The 18,626-nt window shown below is 71.5% G+C and carries 16 protein-coding genes; 9 read left to right on the forward strand and 7 right to left on the reverse strand.

What is annotated here, in order from left to right; genetic code table 11:
* Positions 1-42 precede the first annotated feature (42 nt).
* The 5 genes from ABZ016_RS16010 (at position 43) to ABZ016_RS16030 (ending at position 9,814) form a co-directional block, all read left to right on the forward strand.
* Positions 43-2,508 (forward strand): CBM35 domain-containing protein, encoded by a 2,466-nt coding sequence (locus ABZ016_RS16010; RefSeq protein WP_356917213.1) that lies wholly within the window; start codon positions 43-45, stop codon positions 2,506-2,508.
* Positions 2,509-2,656: 148 nt separating this feature from the next.
* The gene (locus ABZ016_RS16015) at positions 2,657-3,031 is read left to right on the forward strand and encodes a hypothetical protein (RefSeq protein WP_356917214.1); all 375 of its coding nucleotides are present in this window, start codon (positions 2,657-2,659) and stop codon (positions 3,029-3,031) included.
* A gap of 367 nt (positions 3,032-3,398) precedes the next feature.
* On the forward strand, positions 3,399-4,415 hold the full coding sequence (locus ABZ016_RS16020) for a sporulation protein (protein ID WP_356917215.1): 1,017 nt from the start codon (positions 3,399-3,401) through the stop codon (positions 4,413-4,415).
* 198 nt (positions 4,416-4,613) lie between these two features.
* Complete coding sequence (locus ABZ016_RS16025) at positions 4,614-8,963, forward strand: hypothetical protein (RefSeq protein ID WP_356917216.1); 4,350 nt, start codon at positions 4,614-4,616, stop codon at positions 8,961-8,963.
* Entirely contained in the window at positions 8,960-9,814 is an 855-nt protein-coding gene (locus ABZ016_RS16030; protein ID WP_356917217.1) for a serine peptidase, read from the forward strand. Before ABZ016_RS16025 ends, ABZ016_RS16030 begins: the two co-directional genes overlap by 4 nt.
* Positions 9,815-9,861: 47 nt before the next feature.
* On the opposite strand, the gene ABZ016_RS16035 is transcribed toward ABZ016_RS16030, so the two are convergent.
* The 3 genes from ABZ016_RS16035 to ABZ016_RS16045 all read right to left on the reverse strand — a co-directional run bounded on the left by ABZ016_RS16035 (position 9,862) and on the right by ABZ016_RS16045 (position 12,241).
* A complete protein-coding gene (locus tag ABZ016_RS16035; protein WP_356917218.1) occupies positions 9,862-10,602 on the reverse strand; it encodes a class I SAM-dependent methyltransferase in 741 nt (246 codons plus the stop codon).
* Between the two features lie 223 nt (positions 10,603-10,825).
* Positions 10,826-11,848, reverse strand: a complete 1,023-nt coding sequence (locus ABZ016_RS16040; RefSeq protein WP_356917219.1) for a M56 family metallopeptidase — start codon at positions 11,846-11,848, stop codon at positions 10,826-10,828.
* Between the two features lie 6 nt (positions 11,849-11,854).
* Entirely contained in the window at positions 11,855-12,241 is a 387-nt protein-coding gene (locus tag ABZ016_RS16045) for a BlaI/MecI/CopY family transcriptional regulator (RefSeq protein ID WP_356917220.1), read from the reverse strand.
* A gap of 149 nt (positions 12,242-12,390) precedes the next feature.
* Between ABZ016_RS16045 and ABZ016_RS16050 the strand changes: the two genes are divergently transcribed.
* The 3 genes from ABZ016_RS16050 (at position 12,391) to ABZ016_RS16060 (ending at position 13,941) form a co-directional block, all read left to right on the forward strand.
* The gene (locus ABZ016_RS16050) at positions 12,391-12,966 is read left to right on the forward strand and encodes a TerD family protein (protein WP_356917221.1); all 576 of its coding nucleotides are present in this window, start codon (positions 12,391-12,393) and stop codon (positions 12,964-12,966) included.
* Between the two features lie 73 nt (positions 12,967-13,039).
* Positions 13,040-13,702 carry a hypothetical protein gene (locus ABZ016_RS16055; RefSeq protein WP_356917222.1) on the forward strand — a complete coding sequence of 221 codons (663 nt, stop codon included), beginning with the start codon at positions 13,040-13,042 and terminating at the stop codon, positions 13,700-13,702.
* Positions 13,690-13,941, forward strand: a complete 252-nt coding sequence (locus tag ABZ016_RS16060; protein ID WP_356917223.1) for a twin-arginine translocase TatA/TatE family subunit — start codon at positions 13,690-13,692, stop codon at positions 13,939-13,941. Before ABZ016_RS16055 ends, ABZ016_RS16060 begins: the two co-directional genes overlap by 13 nt.
* 12 nt (positions 13,942-13,953) lie before the next feature.
* Here ABZ016_RS16060 and htpG read toward each other — a convergent pair whose 3' ends face one another.
* The 3 genes from htpG to ABZ016_RS16075 form a co-directional block, all read right to left on the reverse strand.
* Positions 13,954-15,855: a molecular chaperone HtpG gene (htpG, locus tag ABZ016_RS16065; protein WP_356917224.1), complete on the reverse strand. Its 1,902-nt coding sequence runs from the start codon at positions 15,853-15,855 to the stop codon at positions 13,954-13,956.
* An 87-nt stretch (positions 15,856-15,942) separates the two neighbouring features.
* Complete coding sequence (locus ABZ016_RS16070) at positions 15,943-16,584, reverse strand: class F sortase (RefSeq protein ID WP_356917225.1); 642 nt, start codon at positions 16,582-16,584, stop codon at positions 15,943-15,945.
* A gap of 201 nt (positions 16,585-16,785) precedes the next feature.
* Positions 16,786-17,409 carry a hypothetical protein gene (locus ABZ016_RS16075; protein ID WP_356917226.1) on the reverse strand — a complete coding sequence of 208 codons (624 nt, stop codon included), beginning with the start codon at positions 17,407-17,409 and terminating at the stop codon, positions 16,786-16,788.
* 274 nt (positions 17,410-17,683) lie between these two features.
* On the opposite strand from ABZ016_RS16075, the gene ABZ016_RS16080 reads away from it, so the two are divergent.
* Positions 17,684-18,184, forward strand: coding sequence for a hypothetical protein (locus ABZ016_RS16080; protein WP_356917227.1), 501 nt, complete (start codon positions 17,684-17,686; stop codon positions 18,182-18,184).
* Positions 18,185-18,192: 8 nt separating this feature from the next.
* Here ABZ016_RS16080 and ABZ016_RS16085 read toward each other — a convergent pair whose 3' ends face one another.
* On the reverse strand, positions 18,193-18,573 hold the full coding sequence (locus tag ABZ016_RS16085; protein WP_356917228.1) for a nuclear transport factor 2 family protein: 381 nt from the start codon (positions 18,571-18,573) through the stop codon (positions 18,193-18,195).
* Positions 18,574-18,626: the final 53 nt, after the last annotated feature.

The raw sequence follows: 18,626 nt of genomic DNA on the forward strand, positions 1-18,626 counted from the left end.
ACAAGAACCGCCCTGATCACAGCACTACTTGGAGCAGCCGCCATGGCAGGCACCCTTCCCGCGGCCGGCCCCGCGGCCGCGGCCGGCCCGCAACGCCTCACCGTCGACCTCAAATCCTCCGAGGGCCCGGTGATGCTGGGCGCCAACGGCTCCCTGTACGGGCTCAGCGACGACGGGGTGCCCAGTGACGCCGCGATGGAGCCCCTGAAGATCACCAGCATCTCGCAGAAGCCGGAGGGCGGCGCCCAGCACCCCAACGGCGACGCGCTCACCGTCTCCAAGTCGTTCTTCCGCAGCGGCGGCGGCGAGATCAACGTGATGATGCAGGACATCTACGCCAAGTGGCCGTACGAGGACCTCGGCATCGACGACTACCTCCCCAAGGTCGACAAGATCGTCAAGGAGGTCTCGGCCGACCCGAACAGCGACCGCTTCGTCTTCATCCCGTTCAACGAGCCCGACCAGATCTGGTACAAGCTCGGCGTCGAGGACCAGACCCAGTACGAGAAGAACCGCGACCGGTTCTTCAAGGACTGGAAGACGGTGTACCAGCGGATCCGGGCGATCGACCCGGACGCGCGGATCGCCGGACCGAACGAAGCGGCGTACCACACGCGCCTGCTGAAGGACTTCCTCGCCTTCGCCAAGCGGGAGGACGTGCTGCCGCAGGTGATGACCTGGCACGAGCTGGGCTCCGGTTCCCTGCGCGACTTCCAGGCGCACTACGACGACTACCGCAAGCTGGAGCGCGAGGCGGGCATCGCCCCGCTGAAAATCAATATCGACGAGTACGCCAACCGCCGCGACCTGTCCGTGCCCGGCCAGCTCGTGCAGTGGGTGTCCATGTTCGAGCGCAACAAGGTGTACGCCAACATGGCGTACTGGGACGCCGCCGGCAATCTCAGCGGCCAGGTGGTGCGGTCCAACATCCCCAACGGCGGCTGGTGGCTGTTCCGCTGGTACGCGGGCCTGACCGGCGACACCATGAAGGTGACGCCGCCGCAGCCGAACACCGTCGACACCCTGCAGGGAGTCGCCTCCCTCGACACCTCGCGCCGCCAGGCGCAGGTGCTGCTCGGCGGCTCCGCCGGTGACTCGGACGTGGTCGTGCGGAACGTGCCCCGGTCCGTTTTCGGCCGCACGGTCACCGCGACCGTCGCCGAGGCGGCCTGGTCCGGGTACGAGGGGCAGCACGCGGCGCCTCAGGTCCTCGCGCGCACCAAGGTGAAGGTGGCGGACGACGGTTCGGTGACCGTCCCGCTGCGCGGCCTGCACAAGATGTCGGCGTACCGGGTCGTCCTCACCCCCGGCGGCTCGGGCACCCCGGCCGCGGCCTCCGTCCCCTGGTCGGCGTCGTACGAGGCCGAGAACGCGGCCATCACGGACGGCAAGGTCTACACCCAGGGCACGGTCCAGAACGCCAACGGCTACGCAGCCTCCGGCACCCAGGACGTCGGTTCCCTCAACCAGCCCGGCAGCAAGGTCGCGTTCACGGTGTCGGTGCCGAAGGACGGCGCGTACGACCTGGCGGTCCTGTACGGCAACCAGTCCGGCGGCCCCGCCACGCAGAAGCTGATCGTCGACGGCGGCGACCCGGTGGCGGTCACCTACCCCTCCACCGAGAACTGGACGTACCGCGCCAAGAAAGACGTCACCGTCCAGCTGAAGGCCGGGACGCACCAGGTGGTCCTGGCCAAGGGCGACGCCGAGGTGACGCTCGACCGTATCGATCTGACCGCGCGCACGGGCCCGCCCGCCGCGTCGTACGAGGCCACGCTGGCGGACATCAGCGGCAAGCCGTCGTACGACTACTCGTCGTCGGCCGGGGTGGGCACGGGTGCCCTGGTCCTGCGTTCCGGTGACAAGGCGGTGTTCGACGTCTACGCCCCGCGCGACGGCTACTTCACGGTGGTGCCGAGGACCTCGGCGGCGGTGAAGCTGTCGCTGCACGGGCAGACGGTCACAGCGGCGCCCGGGCGGCCGCTGCGGCTCTATCTGGTCGCGGGCAACAACCGGATCGCGATGACATCGGGCCACGCCGCCGTCCGCTCCCTGGACGTCTCCGGCGAGGGCTCGGCCGCCGGCACCCTCTCCTACGAGGGCGCCTCGGCCGAACTCGCGGGCGGTGCCGAGCTCGTGGACTCCCCGCACGCCTCCGCCGGCTCGTACATCGGCCGGCTCGGCAACAGTGCCGCCAGCACGGCCGGGTTCACGGTGGACGCGCCGAGGTCCGGGCGCTACCTGCTGGTCGTCCACTACGCCCACAACGACCGCCGGGACAACGGCCACGCCTACAACACGGACATCATGTCCCGTACGGCGGACGTCACCGTCGGCAAGGCGGCTCCGCAGAAGATCACCTTCAAGAACACCTGGAGCTGGGACGACTACTGGACCGTCGGCGTCCCGGTCGACCTGGCGAAGGGCGCGAACAAGGTGACGTTCGGCAACGCGAGCGCCTGGGCGCCGAACATCGACCGGATCGAGCTGGGCCGGGTCGTGGGCTGAGCCGTGGGGTGACCGTGGACGGTTGCGGAGGAGTGGGATGTGCTCCTCCGCAACCACGGCACCAGGACGCACCGTCTGTTGTCATGGCTGCCGCACGACAGGCGGCCTTGGCGACGGCCCGACCCGGGCCACGACAAGGGGGAGTTCCATGCGCAGGAAGCTCGGTTCGATCCTGGCGGCGACGGTTCTGGCGACCGGCCTGGGCGTCGCGATGGCACCCGGCGCGTCCGCCGCGGACAACTGCTGGGCGGACGGGGACGGCATCCGCTCCTGGTGCCGCAACGTGTCCGGTGCACCGGTGTACGGCTCCATAGGCAACAACCACATCTACCCGGACCCGACGACGGTGGTCGGTTACATGTACTCCAACCCCAGCTGGTTCTACTGCAAGCTGGACGGCCAGGCCTGGGTGGGTGGCCCCCATCCGACCCGCTGGCTGCTGACGGTGGCCGACAACGGGAAGCTGGGCTGGATGAAGGACACCGCGATCTACAGCGAGACCAACCCCGTCCGCAACTGCTGACGTGATGTCAGCGCGCCGGGTGCCGCAGTCCGCCGAGGAGGCGGGCTGCGGCACCGCCGTGTCGCGGGGCTCTCACTCGTACCAGTAGGCGGCCCGGATCCCTTCGTTCGTGCCGGTCCACCACGCCCAGGGCCGTACGCACCGTAGCAACATGAACACGAAGAGGCATCAGCGCGAAGTGGGCAGCCAGAGCGCGGTGTACCCCCGCGATGCAGACACGGGGTCGCCGGCCACCGGGGCGTGCCGCTCGCATTTCGGCCAACTCCTGGCGCGCGAGCGCCCCGTGCGGTCTCCACCCTTCTGCACCCCCTATGCTTCTACATGCTTGTAGAAGACAGCACACGCACATGAAGGAGTGGACGCCACCATGGTGTTCAAACGACTGCTCGGCGCGCTCGGTGTGGGCGGCCCCACGGTCGACACGATCCTCGACCCGGCTCCCGCCCGGCCCGGCGGCAAGCTCACCGGTCAGGTCCGGCTGCAGGGCGGCAACGCCGACTTCGAGATCGAGCACATCACCCTGGAGCTGGTGGCCCGGGTCGAGGCCGAGCACGAGGGTGGTGAGAGCGAGGGCGCCGTCGCCTTCGACCGCTTCACCGTCGGCGGGGGCTTCCGGCTGGCCGAGGGCGAGCAGCGCGATGTGCCGTTCAGTGTGACCCTGCCGTGGGAGACGCCGGTCACCGAACTGCACGGCCAGGGTCTGGGCATCGTGCTCGGCGTGCGCACCGAGCTGTCGGTGGCGGGCGCGAAGGACAAGGGCGACCTGGACCAGCTGAACGTGGCGCCGCTACCGGTGCAGGAGGCCGTGCTCGAAGCCCTCGGCGGGCTCGGGTTCGGTTTCCGGTCGGCGGACCTCGAGTACGGCCGCATCGGCGGCACCGGCCAGCGGTTGCCCTTCTACCAGGAGATCGAGCTCGTCCCCTCGCCCCAGTACGCGCAGCAGGTCAACGAGATCGAGCTGACGTTCCTCGCGAACCCGGGCGGTACGGAGGTGGTGCTGGAGGCGGACAAGCGCGGCGGCTTCCTCTCCTCCGGTCACGACGCCCTCACCCGGTTCAGCGTCTCCCCCGAGGGCGTCGAGCACCAGGACTGGCCCGCGATCGTCGAAGGCTGGATCCGGCAACTGGTCGAGCACCGGGCGTCGTACGGCTTCCCGGCGGGCTACGGCTCCCCCGCCGCGTTCGGCCAGGGCGGCCAGGGCGGCCAGGGTCACGGCCACGACGGGCATCACCCTGACGGCCACCGCTCGGGCCCCGGCACGGGCACCGCCGTCGCCGCCGGCGCGGCCGGGCTCGCGATGGGTGTCGTCGGCGGCATGGTCGCGGGGGAAGTCGTCGACGAGGTGGGGGACTTCTTCGAGGGCGACGAGGAAGAGGAGGGCTGAGACCGGGCGTTGGGGCGGGCGCGCGCTCGTTCGCCAGTGCTCTGAGCAGGCTCCCGGCATGTCTGGCCCGACGTTGGTGATCGAGTTGGCGGAGCCGCTCTCCCGGCTGCGCTGTGGGAGTCCCGAGGTCCGGCTCCCCGGCGCGGCGATTCGCCCGTTCCGGTTACCCGGGCCGGGTCCGCGTTCTACTCTGCTGCGGTGGAAACGGGGCTGCGGGAGGGGAACAACGCCGCCGACGGCACACGCGTCGTCCTGGCAGCCGGCGTGCCGTTGGATCCGGTGCGACATGAAGGCCCGCCGCCCCTGGACGGTGGACTCGATCCGCTCGACGAGGCGCCGGAGCACTCGGCGGCCGTGGCCGAGGCCCTCGCGGCGTTCGGCTACCGCGCCTTGCCGTCCGGCGGGGACGGCGAAGCCCCCGAACTGCCGGTGCGGCTGCGCGCGGCCGTGAAGTCGGGGGCGGACATCCTCGTGGTGCACATCGCGGCCCACGGTCTCCTCGCCCGCGCGGGCAGCGGCAGCCTGTACGTCGTCGGGCCGGACGGCGAAGCCGTGGATGAGGCGGTGGACCAGTGGATCTCGCTGATCGAGGACCACCCGCGCGCGGACCGCCCCCTCACCCTCTTCCTCCTCGACCTCTGCTACTCCGGCACGTCCGCCGTGCTGCCGTGGCACCAGCGGCTCGAGACAGGCGAGCGCCGCGCCTGGGTGATCGCGGCCAGCGGGCCCGACGAGCCGGCATTCGACTTCCGGCTCAGCCGCGCCATCGCCATGGTGCTGCGCAGGTACCAGGAGGCGACCCTGCGGGTGGACCCGTCCCAGCGGTTCATCCCGCTGCCGGCGGTGGCCCGGGAGATCAGCCGCGTCGTCGCCGAGATGAACCTGACCGACGGCATGGACCAGCGGGTGACCACCAGCCGGGTACCGTTCGCGGACCAGTTGGACCACCTGCCGTTCTTCCCCAACCCGCTGTACGGCGGCCGCGGCCCCCGCGAGCAGATGGCGGGTCTGGACGAAGGGACCTTCCCCCTCCTCGACGAGGGCCTGGACGTCCGTCACTTCCTGCTGCGTGCCGCAGGCTCCGAGGCGCTGAGCCAGGTGCCGGGCCGCGGATACTTCCACGGACGCGAGGCGGAGCTGGCGGACCTGTCCGCCTGGTGCAACGGCGGGGGCGGTCCACTCCGTGTGGTGACGGGCAAGCCCGGAGTGGGCAAGTCCGCACTGCTCGGCGTCCTGGTGTGCGCGGCACACCCGGGCCTGCGCGCCCGCGCCCCCGGCCTGTGGTGGCGGTTGCGGCACACGCCCGCGGCGAACGACCGGCTTGCCGTGGTGCACGCCAGGCGGCGCAGTCTGACCGAGATCGCCGAGTCGCTGGCCCGCCAGATGGGAGGTGACGTCTCCCGGTCCGCCAAGGGCTGGGGCGTGGAGCAGTTGCTCGCGCTGGCGCAGGACGGCGCCGCCCGCCCCTTCACCCTGGTCGTCGACGCGCTGGACGAGGCGGAGCGGCCGTCGGACGTCGTCTTCGCCCTGCTGATGCCGCTGCTCAACACGCGTACCCCGGACGGCCGGCCCGTTGTGCGGCTGCTGGTCGGCGCCCGTCGCGAGCCGGGCTTCGCACCGCTGCTGGCAGCCGCCCAGAAGGCAGGGGGACTGATCGACCTCGATGCCGCCGACTCCGAGGGCGTGCGCGCCTCGCTCCGCCACTACATCGGAGACCTGCTGGCCGTCGACACGCCGTACGCGGTGGTGGACGGAGCGGCCATCGGCGCGGCGTTCGCCGAGAGCCTCGCGGACGAGTTGATGCCGGCCCGGCAGCCGGACGGGCGACAGCCTCTGGGGTGGGGAGAGTTCCTCGTCGCGGGCATGTACGTCCGCCACATGCTCGACAGCCCAGTGGTCACCGACACCGACGACGCCCGTCGGCTGGCCCGTGAAGTGCCCCGCGACCTGCCCGGGTTGCTGGACCTGGAGCTGCGTCGGCCCGGCAGCCATCCGTGGCTCGGTCCGGTACTGACGGCGCTGGCCTGGGCGGAGGGCATGGGCATGCCGGAGCGGATCGTCGCACACGTCGCGGGCGCATTTGGCACGGGCGTCGGCCCGGCGCCGCTGGAGGACGTGCGCGAGGCACTCGACGCGGGACGCTTCTTCCTCCGGCAGGCCGTCGAGACCGACGGCAACACCCTGTACCGGCTGTTCCACGAGGGCCTCGCCGAGCATCTGCGCGCCCGCCCCCGGCAGGGCGGACCACAGCAGGCGCAGGCGGCGGCGACCAGCAGCCAGGCAGCGGCCGTGGTGTTGCGGAGTCTGTTGGACTCGGTGCCGGCCAGCCCCGACGGCGGACGTGTGTGGGAGGCGGCCGACCCCTACGCGTTACGGCACGCCGCCGGTCACGCACTGGCATCCGACTCAGTCGACTCGCTCCTGAACGACATGGAGTTCCTGGCGCACGGGGATCCGGCCTCCGTCGACGCCGTCCTGGGCAGTGCCCGCAGCGACTGGACGCGCCTGGTCGCGGCGGTCTACCGGGCCTCTTACGAGGTGCACCGCCCGCTCACGGCGTACCAGCGGCGGCAGATCCTTGCCGTGGACGCGGCACGCCACGCAGAGCCGGCGATGGGCGAGCGGTTGGCCCGCCCGTCCGGTTGGGCCCCGGTGTGGGCGACAGGGCGAGACGTCGCCCTGGCACTGCTGAACACCCTGCACGACGCGTCTGGCCGGTTGACCGGGGTGGCCTCGGCTTCGGTGAACGGCCGGCCGGCCGCCGTCACGGCGAGCTGGGACGAGACCGCGAAGGTGTGGGATCTGACGACGGGCCTCGCGGTCTCCACACTCATCGGCCACACCGACCGGCTGTCGGCGACCGCCGTCGCCGACGTCGCCGGACGCCCCCTCGCCGTCACGGCGAGCTGGGACGAGACCGCGAAAGTATGGGATCTGACGACGGGCCTCGCGGTCTCCACACTCATCGGCCACACCGACCGGCTGTCGGCGACCGCCGTCGCCGACGTCGCCGGACGCCCCCTCGCCGTCACGGCGAGCGCCGACGGCACAGTCCGCGTCTGGGACGCCATGGGTGGCGAGCAAATCACCGTCATCGCCCAAGGACGCACGCGGGTGACGGACGTCGCGATCACGGAACTGGACAGCCGGGCGATCCTGGTGACCGCGGACAACGGGGGCACAGCCTGGGTGTGGGACGCCGAGACCGGCGACCGACTCGGCGCCCTGCGGGGCCACAACGGCGCGCTGAGCAGCGTCGCGGTCGACCGGCTGCGCGGCGATCCGGTCATCCTGACCACGGGGTGGGACCGGACCGCGCGTATCTGGGACCCGCGCAGTGGCAGCGAGATCGCCGTGCTGCGCGGGCACCGCAACATGGTCACCGGCGCAGCCCTCACCGACTTCGACGGCCGGGCCATCGCAGTGACTAGTTCCTGGGACACTACGGCGCGGGTCTGGGACGTGGAGACGGGCGAGGCGTTCGCGACGCTCCGCGGGCACAGCGGCGCACTGACCGGCGTCGCCGTCCAGCGGGTGGGGCGCCGGCTGACGGCGGTCACCGTCGGCGGCGACTCGGACCGCACGGTGCGGATCTGGGACCTGGGCACGCGGTCCCCGGTCCGCGCCGCCACCGGCCACACCGACACGGTCACGAGCGTCGCCCTGGCCCAGGGGGACCAGCCACCGGTCGTGGTCACGGCCGGCGAGGACCATACCTCCTGCGTCTGGGACGCCCGGACGAACCGTCAGGTGGCCCAGATGAGGGGGCACACCGCCGCCGTGACGGCAGTCGCACTCGTCCGGTCAGGAGACCGGCTCTTGGCGGTGACGGGCAGCGCCGACCGGACCGCCCGTATCTGGGACACCGCGAGCGGTGCCGCCGTGGCCGTTCTCCCGGACCGCGGCTCGGCGGTGACAGGAGTAGCGACCGGCACGCTGGACGGACATCCGATCATCGCCGTGACAACCGGCAGTCCGCATCCCGTCGCCGTGATCTGGGACGTGTCGGACCTGGAGGCGGCGGAGAAACTCTGCGAGTACACCGGACACCGCGCCGCGATCACCGCGGTCGTCCTGACCCGCATCGGCACCCACGCGGTCGCGGTGACCAGCGACGTGGCCGGAACCTCCCACGTGTGGTACGTCGCCTCGGGCAGGCTTATCCAGGTGCTGCACGGGCGCAGAGGCGCGGTGTCCGCGGCCGCGGGCGCCCGGCTGGGGGGCCGGGACCTGGTGGTGACGGCGTGCAGGAACCACACCGCCTACGTGTGGGACCTGTCCTCAGGGCACTGCGTGCGGACGCTCGACGGACACACAGCGCCGCTGACCGATGTCACGACCGTCACGCTCGACGGCCTTCTCCTCGCGATCACCGCCGCGGAGGACCGGACCGTACGGGTCCACGACCTCTCCTCCGGCCGACCGCTCACCACGATCTCGCTGCCTGCCATGTGCGCTTCGGTCACGGCAGCTCCCGACGGCACGGTGGCGCTCGCGATAGGGCAGGACGTCATCGTCATCACCCTGGAAAACTGGAGGAGCGTATGAGCCGTCCCCCTTCGCTGCGGGTGGTGGGGGTACACGGGGTCGGCTACCTGGACCGGTGCCGAGCCCGGCAGGCCGTGGCCGATCAGCACGCCGCGGAGTGGGCGGAGTACCTCGCCGCCGGTGTCGGAGTCGGCACCGACGCGTTCGCCGTGGCGTTCGCCTACTACGCGCCGTTCCTGCGTCGCCCCGGTACGGTCCAGAGCGACGACGACCGGTTCGACGACCCGCTGGCCGACCAGTTGCTCAGGGAGTGGCTGGACGCCATGGGCGCGCCGGCACCGGTTGTCCAGGGAGGGCTCACGATGCCCTTGCGGCAGACCGCCGCGTGGGTGGCCCGCAAGCACAGTCTGGACGGCCGGCTCACCCGGTTGTTCATAGGCGTGTTCTTCCGGGAAGTAGCCCGATATCTGTGCTCGGCGGAGGCGCCGTGGCGCGCCGAGGCCCGCGAGGAGGTCGCCACACACGTCGCGCGCCACCGCCCTGACGTGGTCGTCGCCCATTCGCTCGGCACCCTCGTCGCCTACGAGGCGCTGCACGCGCATCCGGAACTGCAAGTCCCGCTGCTGCTGACGCTCGGCTCCCCGCTCGCGCTGCCCAAAGCGGTCTTCGAACGGCTCCTTCCACCGCCGGTCAGCGCCCGCGGCAGCCGTCCGCCCGGCGTCCACCGCTGGGTCAACATCGCCGATCCGGGGGACCCGGTCGCCATCCCGCCGCGGCTGGCCCGCTCTTTCGACGGCGTCGACCTGGACCTGACCACGACCGTGCACGGGGGTTTCGGCTTCCACCACGCCAAGAATTACCTGCGATGCGCACCCACCGCCGCGACACTGGGCCCCTTGGTGGGCCGCTAAGGGCGTGTCCGGCGCGGGGATGCCTTCACGTCTCGGCGCGGCGGACCTTACGGTTTGTGGGTTACCCAGAGCAGTTCCGCCGGCCAGCGGTGTGCCCAGTCGGGTGGGTCGGTTTCGTTGTAGCCGTTGGGTGTTCCGGGTTCGGGCCGTGGCTCGATGAGGTCGTCGATGATGAGACCCGCTCCGCGCAGGACCCTGACCCAGTCGCCGTAGGTGAGCTGATAGCTGGTCGCGCCGTCGTCTTCGGCGATGGTGTTCAGCCCGAAGTAGTCCTTCTGCAGCGTCGTGGTAACGCGGCTGGCGGCTTCGTCGTAGCAAGCTTCGAACCATGGGCTGGCGACGTTGAACACCAGGCGCCCGCCTCGGCGCAAGACGCGTGCGGCCTGGGGGACGGCCAGGTGCGGGGGCGCCCAGCTGAGCCCACCGAAGTCGCAGAACACCAGGTCGAAGCTGTCGGCGGCGAAGGGGAGTTGTTCGGCGGCGCCTTGCACCAGCGGGTAGCGGGCCGCTCCCATCGCGCGGTTCGCTGCGGCGAGTTGGGCTTCGGACAGGTCGAGCCCGACCACGGTGGCGCCCTCGGCGGCGAGCGCCCTGGACCACTGGCCGGCGCCGCAGCCGAGTTCGAGGACGCGCTTGCCGGTGACGTCGCCCAGGGCGTGCAGGTGCGCGTCGGGGATGGAGTACATGCCCCACAGCCGGGGTGTGGCGCCGATTTGCGGGTCGTGCTCGTGCTGGTAGGCGCTGCTGATCCGGTTCCAGAGCCGCCGGTTGGCGGGGATGCTGTCCACGTGCCGACTCCAGCACTGCCTGCTGGGGGCGGTCAACACGATCAGGGCACTGGCCGGCCCTCGCCTCGTTCCGGCCTGCCTCGGCTCACGGCAACACCGCCCCGCTGTGCGCGGACCCGCCCTGCGGAAGACTCAACCGGGCCCACACCCGTTCGCCTCCCTTGGGGCCGCCAGGGCCGCCCGGGGGGGGCAGCACCGCCGCGGCTCGTGGGCCCGCCCTGCCTCACAGAGGTGTCGCCGCGTGCAGGATGAGGACCATCGTGACGGCCGAGTTCGCGGAGGACATCGCCGACACGGCCGTTCCCGCGGCCGCGGCCCACGCCGCCAGGCCGACCGAGGTGAACACCGGGGGCCAGTGGTGCACGACGGGTGCCGGGCCGAGCAGGGCCGCCACCCGGCGCGGCACCGGCCCCGGGGCGGCGAGGCCCGCGAAGGCGGGCGCGGGGGCGCCCCGGGAGACGAGGGCCGCCGTGCCGATGGCACGGGCCACCGTGCGGCGGCTGCCGACCTCCCGGGCCGCCTCCTCGTCGGCCCACCGCTCGGCCGTGTAGACCACGGCGGTGTGCAGTGGCCGCAGGAACGGGTTGGCCCGGGCGGCGAGTTGCACGGTGAGCAGGAAGCGGTCGTGCCGGGCGGCGAGGTGCGCCCGCTCGTGGGCGAACAGGGCCCGGCGCTCGGCCGGCCGGAGCCGGTCCAGCAGGGCCGTGGTCACCACGACACGGCCCTCGCGTCGACCGCGGGCGGCGGCAGCGGGCCGACGGCCCCCGGTTCCGCGAGCCGGGCGGCCGGCAGCGCCACGCGGCGCACCGGCGCCCCGGCGGCCGCCCGGCAGCGCGTAGGCGTACGGGGCGTCGTCGGGGAGTACGGCCACCTCCGTGTCCGGCAGGCCGGTCAGGGCCCGGTGGGCCTGGCGGCGTACCCGGGCATGCCGCCACAGGGTCCGGCAGCACGCGACGAGTACCGCGCACAGCGCGGGGATGGCGGCCTTGCCGACGACCTCGTCGAAGGGCACCGCCGCCCGTACCTCGGGGTCGGACCAGCCGTCCGGCAGCGGGTTGCCGGGCAGTTGAGCGGTGCCGACGACCATCACCAGCCCCAGGCACACCGTGCTGCACAGCGCCAGTACCGCGGCCATCACGGTCAGCAGCCGGGTCGCGGTGCGCGGATGCAGGTGCTGCTCGGCCAGGCGCGCGACGGGCCAGGCCGTGAGCGGCAGGACCAGCGGGAGAAAGACGAAGACCCCCATGAGGCTTCAGCCTTCCCCCTCGCCGTGGGCCTGGTCGAGCAGGTCGCGCAGCAACCGCTCGTCGTCCGGCCCGAGGCCGGTGACGAAGCTGGCGAGCACGGCCCCTCGGTCGCTCTCCGCGTCCAGGACCTTGCGCATCTTGTGCGCGGCCAGCCCCGCCTGGTCCGAGGCGGACGTCCAGGCGAAGGACCGGCCGGCCCGCTCCCGGGTGACCGCGCCCTTGCCGAGCAGCCGCGTCAGGATGGTGATGACCGTCGTGTAGGCGAGGTCACCGCCGAGGCGTTCCTGCACCCAGCCGGCCGTCGCCGGACCGTCCGCCTCCCGCAGCGCCGACAGCACCAGCGCCTCCAGCTCGCCCTGTCCCCGCCGGGGACGCTGCTGGGGATCCGTCACCGCCCTGCCTCCCTTCCGCCGTCCTGTCCGACCCGTTCGGACATCGTATAGATCCGCGGGACCGGCCTCTTATCTTCTACAGTGCTGTAGATTTAATCCCGGGTTCGCCACCCGGACCCGGAACGCACACGTCAAAAAGGAGTAACCCCGTGGGAGTTTCCCTGTCCAAGGGCGGCAACGTCTCGCTCAGCAAGGAGGCGCCCGGCCTCACCGCCGTCCTGGTCGGCCTGGGCTGGGACGTACGCACGACCACCGGCACCGACTACGACCTCGACGCCTCCGCGCTGCTCCTCGAGGCCTCCGGCAAGGTCCCCTCGGACCAGCACTTCGTCTTCTACAACAACCTGAAGAGCCCCGACGGTTCGGTCGAGCACACCGGCGACAACCTCACCGGCGAGGGCGAGGGCGACGACGAGGTCGTGAAGGTGAACCTGGCCGCCGTGCCCACCGAGATCGACAAGATCGTGTTTCCGGTGTCCATCCACGACGCCGAGAACCGCGGCCAGAGCTTCGGCCAGGTCCGCAACGCCTTCATCCGGGTCGTCAACCAGGCGGGCGGCCAGGAGATCGCCCGTTACGACCTGTCCGAGGACGCCTCCAGCGAGACCGCGATGGTCTTCGGCGAGCTCTACCGGCACGGCGCGGAGTGGAAGTTCCGTGCCGTCGGCCAGGGGTACGCCTCCGGGCTGGCCGGGATCGCGTCCGACTTCGGTGTCAACGTCTGACACGGACCGAACGCACCGCCGGGCCACCACAACGGGGCCCGGCGGGCGTATCAGCAACCGACCGGGAGACGATGTGACCGATCCGTCCCGCCTCCACCCCGAGGACCGCGCGGACTTCGAAGCGGTACTGCACCTGGCGCTGAGCAGCGCGGACATTCGTGGCGCCCTGCGCGCCGACCCGACCGGCCGGGCGTCCGCCCGCCTGCGGGCCCAGGCGCTCGCCCACGCCGACGAGATCACAGCCGTGGCCGGCGAGCCCTACCGGACCTATCTGATCGTGCGGGCGGCCGCCCGGCGGGACGCGCGGCGTCCGGCCGACTCGGGCAGCCTGCTGCCGGCCCTCGCGGTGCTCACCCCCCTCGTGGCGGCCACCTCCGCCGGGGCCCTGCTGCTTCTCGGCTTCCTGCTCCAGGTCACCGGCGCACCGGGCCCCTTGCCGGGGTCGCTCGTGGCGGCCGGCTGGACGCTGGCGCTCGTGGCGGCCGTGAGCGGTCTTGTGGCCCTGGGCGCGCTGCTGTGCTCGGCCCTGGGCCGGCGTGGTGTGCCGACGCCCGGCCGGGTGGAACAGGCCCGGCTGGCCTGGCGGCAGGCCCTGCTCGATCACGGCATGCTGCCCCACCTGCGCCGGCACCTGGCCCCGGATTCCGAGGCGGCGGGCACGCCGTGCGGCCGGCCCGATACGCTCACGCCGTGCCCGGCCCGGGCGGGAAAGGACAGGACATCATGTTCGGACTGAGCGAGCTCGCGATCATTCTCATCGTCGTCATCGCCGTCATCGGGATCAAGAAGTTCCCCGAACTGGCCCGCTCGGCCGGCAAGTCGGCGCGCATACTCAAGGCGGAGGCCCGCGCCGCGAAGGACGAAGAGGCCGGGACGGGCCCCGCGCCGCGGGTGGTCCAGGGCGAGGTCGTCCCCCCGCGCACCGGCACGACCCCGCCCGGCGCCGGCGGAGCGGACGCCCCGGACCACCGCTGATCCGTCCCCTGCCTACAGCGTGCGCTCCAGGCGGTCGGCCACCAGCTTGACGAACCGGGCCGGGTCCTTGGGCTGACCGCCCTCGGCGAGCACCGCCAGCGTGTGGAGCAGCTCGGCGGACTCGACGAGGCCCGAGCGGTCCTCGCGCTCCTTGTACGCCTGGTTCAGGCTCTTGACCAGCAGGTGGTCGGGGTTGAGCTCGAGGATCCGCTTCGTACGCGGCACCTCCTGGCCCATCGCCCGGTACATGTTCTCCAGGGCGGGGGTCAGGTCGTGCGCGTCCGCGACGACGCAGGCCGGGGAGACGGTGAGCCGGGCCGAGAGCCGCACCTCCTTGATGTCCTCGTCCAGCTGCTCCCGCATCCAGCCGAGCAGCCCGGCGTACTCCTCGGCCTGCTTCTCCCGCTCCTCGCCGGTCTTCTCGTCGCCCTCGCCGTCGAGGTCGATCTCGCCCTTGGCGACGGAGCGCAGCTTCCTGCCCTCGTACTCGCCGACGGCGTCGACCCACACCTCGTCGACCGGGTCGGTGAGCAGCAGCACCTCGACGCCCTTGTCCCGGAACGCCTCCATGTGCGGGGAGTTCTCCATGCTCTGCCGGGACTCGCCGGTGAGGTAGTAGATGTCGTCCTGGCCGTCCTTCATCCGCTCCACGTACTGCGCCAGCGTGGTCGGCTCGTCGTCGGCGTGCGTGGTCGCGAACGAGGAGACGGCGAGGATGGCGTCCCGGTTCTCGGAGTCGGTGACCAGGCCCTCCTTCAGGGCGGTGCCGAACTCCCGCCAGAACGTCGCGTAGCGGTCGGCGTCCTTGGTCTTGAGCTCCTTGACCGTGGACAGGACCTTCTTCGTCAGCCGGCGCTGCATCATCTGGATGTGCCGGTCCTGCTGGAGGATCTCGCGGGAGACGTTGAGCGAGAGGTCCTGCGCGTCGACCACGCCCTTGACGAAGCGGAGGTACGGCGGCAGCAGCGCCTCGCAGTCGTCCATGATGAAGACGCGCTTCACGTACAGCTGGACACCGCGCCGGAAGTCCCGGGTGAACAGGTCGTGCGGGGCGTGCGAGGGGACGAACAGCAGTGCCTGGTACTCGAAGGTGCCCTCCGCCTGGAGCCGGATCGTCTCCAGCGGCTCGCGCCAGTCGTGGCTGATGTGCTTGTACAGCTCGTGGTACTCGTCGTCGGACACCTCGTCGCGCGAGCGCGCCCACAGCGCCTTCATCGAGTTCAGCGTCTCGGGCTCGGGCGCGGCGTCCCCCTCGCCCCCCGGCTCCGGGACGGACCGGATGGGCCAGGTGATGAAGTCCGAGTACCGCTTGACGATCTCCCTGATCTTCCACGGGGAGGTGTAGTCGTGGAGCTGGTTCTCCGGGTCCGCGGGCTTGAGGTGGAGTGTCACGGACGTGCCCTGCGGCGCGTCGTCGACTCTGTCCAGCGTGTAGGTGGACTCGCCGCGCGACGTCCACCGGGTGCCCTGGCTCTCGCCGGCCCGCCGGGTCACCACCGTCATCTCGTCCGCCACCATGAAGCCGGAGTAGAAGCCGACGCCGAACTGGCCGATGAGCCCCTCGGCGTCACCCCCTTCCTGAGCCTCCCGCAGCTCCTTCAGGAAGGTGGCCGTGCCCGAGTTGGCGATGGTGCCGATGAGCTGTCCGACCTCGTCGTACGACATGCCGATGCCGTTGTCCCGCACCGTGAGGGTGCGGGCGTCCTTGTCGACGTCGATCCGGATGTGCAGGTCCGACACGTCGGCGTCGAGCGAGTCGTCCCGCAGCTTCTCCAGGCGCAGCTTGTCGAGCGCGTCGGAGGCGTTGGAGACGAGTTCCCGCAGGAAGACATCCTTGTTCGAGTAGACCGAGTGGATCATCAGCTGCAGCAGCTGACGTGCCTCTACCTGGAACTCAAACGTCTCTGTCGTCATGGTTCGCGAATACCTCACAGGTCCCACGGTCGCGTCTGGAATGGTGTCAGTACTGTAAAACACCATGTCAGACCGTGGGCCCGGATGTCAGACGAGGTGGGCGAACACCACCAGGTTCTCGGTGTAGTCCCGGGCCTTACGGTCGTAGGCACCCGCGCAGGTGATGAGCCGGACCTGGGCGTCGGGGGTGTCGCCGTAGACACGCTCGCTGGGGAAGTCGTCCTTGGCGAAGGAGTCCGCGTCGTCGACCACGAAGGTCGCCTTGCGGCCGTCGGCCCGCACCACGTGGAACCGGTCCCCCTTCTTCAGCTCGGCGAGACTCGCGAAGACGGCCGGAGCGGTCGCGGTGTCCACGTGGCCCGCGATGATCGCGGTACCGGCCTCGCCCGGCGAGACGCCCTTGGCGTACCAGCCGACCAGGTTGGTGTTGTCGGGCGGAGGGGGTTCGAGCCGACCCGAACGGTCGATGGCGAGGTCGGTGAAGGGCGCGTTCACCGAGATCCCCGGGATGAGCAGGCGGACCGGCCGGGATCGCGGCAGACGCCGGCCGGCCTCGGCGCGGGCGGACCGGTGCGCGTCGGGCCTGGGCCGGGCGTCGGGCGCGGCCGAGGTGGCGCTCGAGACGGCCGGTGGGGCGTGCGGCGGGGCGCCGGCGCCGGACGACTCGTCCCCGCCGGCGATCAGGCTCACGGTCAGGACCAGGGCGGCCACGGACCAGAGGATCGTCACGACGGTACGGAAGCGACGTCTTGACGGCTCGGGGTCGTGATCGAGGGAACAAAGGGGGCTGGCTGCCATCGGAGACCACCTCACTCGGACACGGCAGCGGAAAGGGCACGGTGGCGGGCGCGGCATGCGGGTGACGAGCCGGGCCGCCGCGACGCGAGGGACACGTGCGGCGGCCACGGCGGCTATGAGGTCAGGCATCGGTCATGCCGTGCCCTGCGCCCTCTGACGCCTCAGGGCGTACAGGCCGGTGCCGGCCACCGCCAGCACCGCGAGACCGCCGGCGGTGACGCCGGGCATGGAGGCCAGGGCGCCGCCACCGGTGTGCACCCCGCCGCGCGGCTTGTCGTGCTCGCCCTGCCAGGCACCCTTCTCGTGGTCGTCGCCCTTGCCGTGCTCCTCGTCCTTGCCGTGCTCCTCGTCCTTGCCGTGCTCCTCGGACTTCCCGTGCTCCTCGTCCTTGCCGTGCTCCTCGGACTTCCCGTGCTCGTCCTGCTTGTCGCCGTACGAGTCGTTGCCCTGCTCGTCGCCGTAGGGGTCCTCTTCCTGCTTGTCGCCCCAGTCGTCGCCGCTCTCGTCCTTGTAGGTGTCCGGGTCGTACTTGGAGTCGTCCCAGTCGTCGTTCGTGCTCGCCACGGACAGCGCTCCGCCACCCGTGTGTACCCCACCGCGCGGCGCGTGGTCTTCGCCGTCCTTGTGGTGCTCCTTGCTGTAAGAACTGCTGTCGTGGTCCCAGTCACCCATCGCCTGGGCACAGGCGGCGGGTGCGGCGATCGCGAGGGCGGCCGTGGCCGTGGCCGTCGCGAGCAGCATGCGGGCAGAGCGCATCGGTGAGTCCTTCCGTCACGGGCCGGGCAGCTGACGCCACGCCAGCTCACGGACCCGGCCTCGACGTGAACCACCGTCAGTCATGTCGGGCCGCCCCACCATCCGGGGCGCTCACACGGGTTACCGGTGCACTCTTACGGCGGGCAACGCCGCCCGTTCGCCCTGCCGGGTGCGGCCGCGAAGATCGCAACCTTCCGCAGGTGCCAGCCGTCTCCTACGGCGACGGCACAGGGGGTGAGGACCGCTCTCCCCCGACCACCCACGGGAGGCGTTCATGGCCATGGTCGGCCTGTTCTGGATCGGCGAGGACTCGGTGTACGTGGGGGCCGAGCCCGCGGGAGCCGCCTCGGGAGTGCGGCTGACCGAGGACGGCGTCGAGGCGCCGGGCATCGGCGAGGGCAGGTTCTGGACGTGGGACGAGGTGGTCCGGATCGAGACCCACGACGTGCCCGTGCGGTCCGGGGCGCGGCGGCTGGCGTCCATGGCGTTCGACGCCGTACTGGTGGCGGTCACGGGGGACGCCGAGTTTCCGCCCGCCATCTCCGTGGAGGTGGTGACGGCCGAGGAATCCGTGCAGGTCGACGCGCACCTGGCCGTCGCAGGAGGGATCTACCTGCCCTCCGAGTACGAGCTCTCCCGCACCCTGCTCCAGGCGCTCACGGACGGTGACGCCGAGATCGGCGAGCTGCTGGCGTGGGGCCGTGACCACGCGGCCGAGGGCACGTTGCCGCGCGAGGAGCGCGAGGCGCTGCTGCGGAAGTGGGCCGGGGCGTAGGGAGCCGGTCAGAACATGGTGTTGTCGTTCCTGGAGGTGGGCGGGACGACCTGGAGGACGTCCCAGTGTTCGACGATCCTGCCGTCGGCGTCGAAACGGAAGATGTCGATGCCGGCGTACTCCTCGGCGGGCCAGGTCTGGTGGCAGTGCAGGACCACGTGGTCACCTTCGGCGAAGGCGCGCTTGACCTGCACCCGCTTGCCCGGGTACTCGGCGGCCATGCGCTCGAAGTAGTCGATGAACGCCTGCTTGCCGTCGCGGACGTGTGGGTTGTGCTGGATGTAGGTGGCGCCGACGTACCGGTCGATGGCCTCGGCGGGACGGCACTGGTTGAACATCAGGTCGTAGAACGCCTCGGCCGTGGCCTTGTTCTTCTCCGGGTCGCTCATGGTGTGGTCCTCTGGGACTTTTTCCGACATGGGTCGGTCTCGGATGGGCTGAC

This window comes from Streptomyces sp. NPDC006372 (genome assembly GCF_040612515.1).
Lineage (GTDB): Bacteria > Actinomycetota > Actinomycetes > Streptomycetales > Streptomycetaceae > Streptomyces.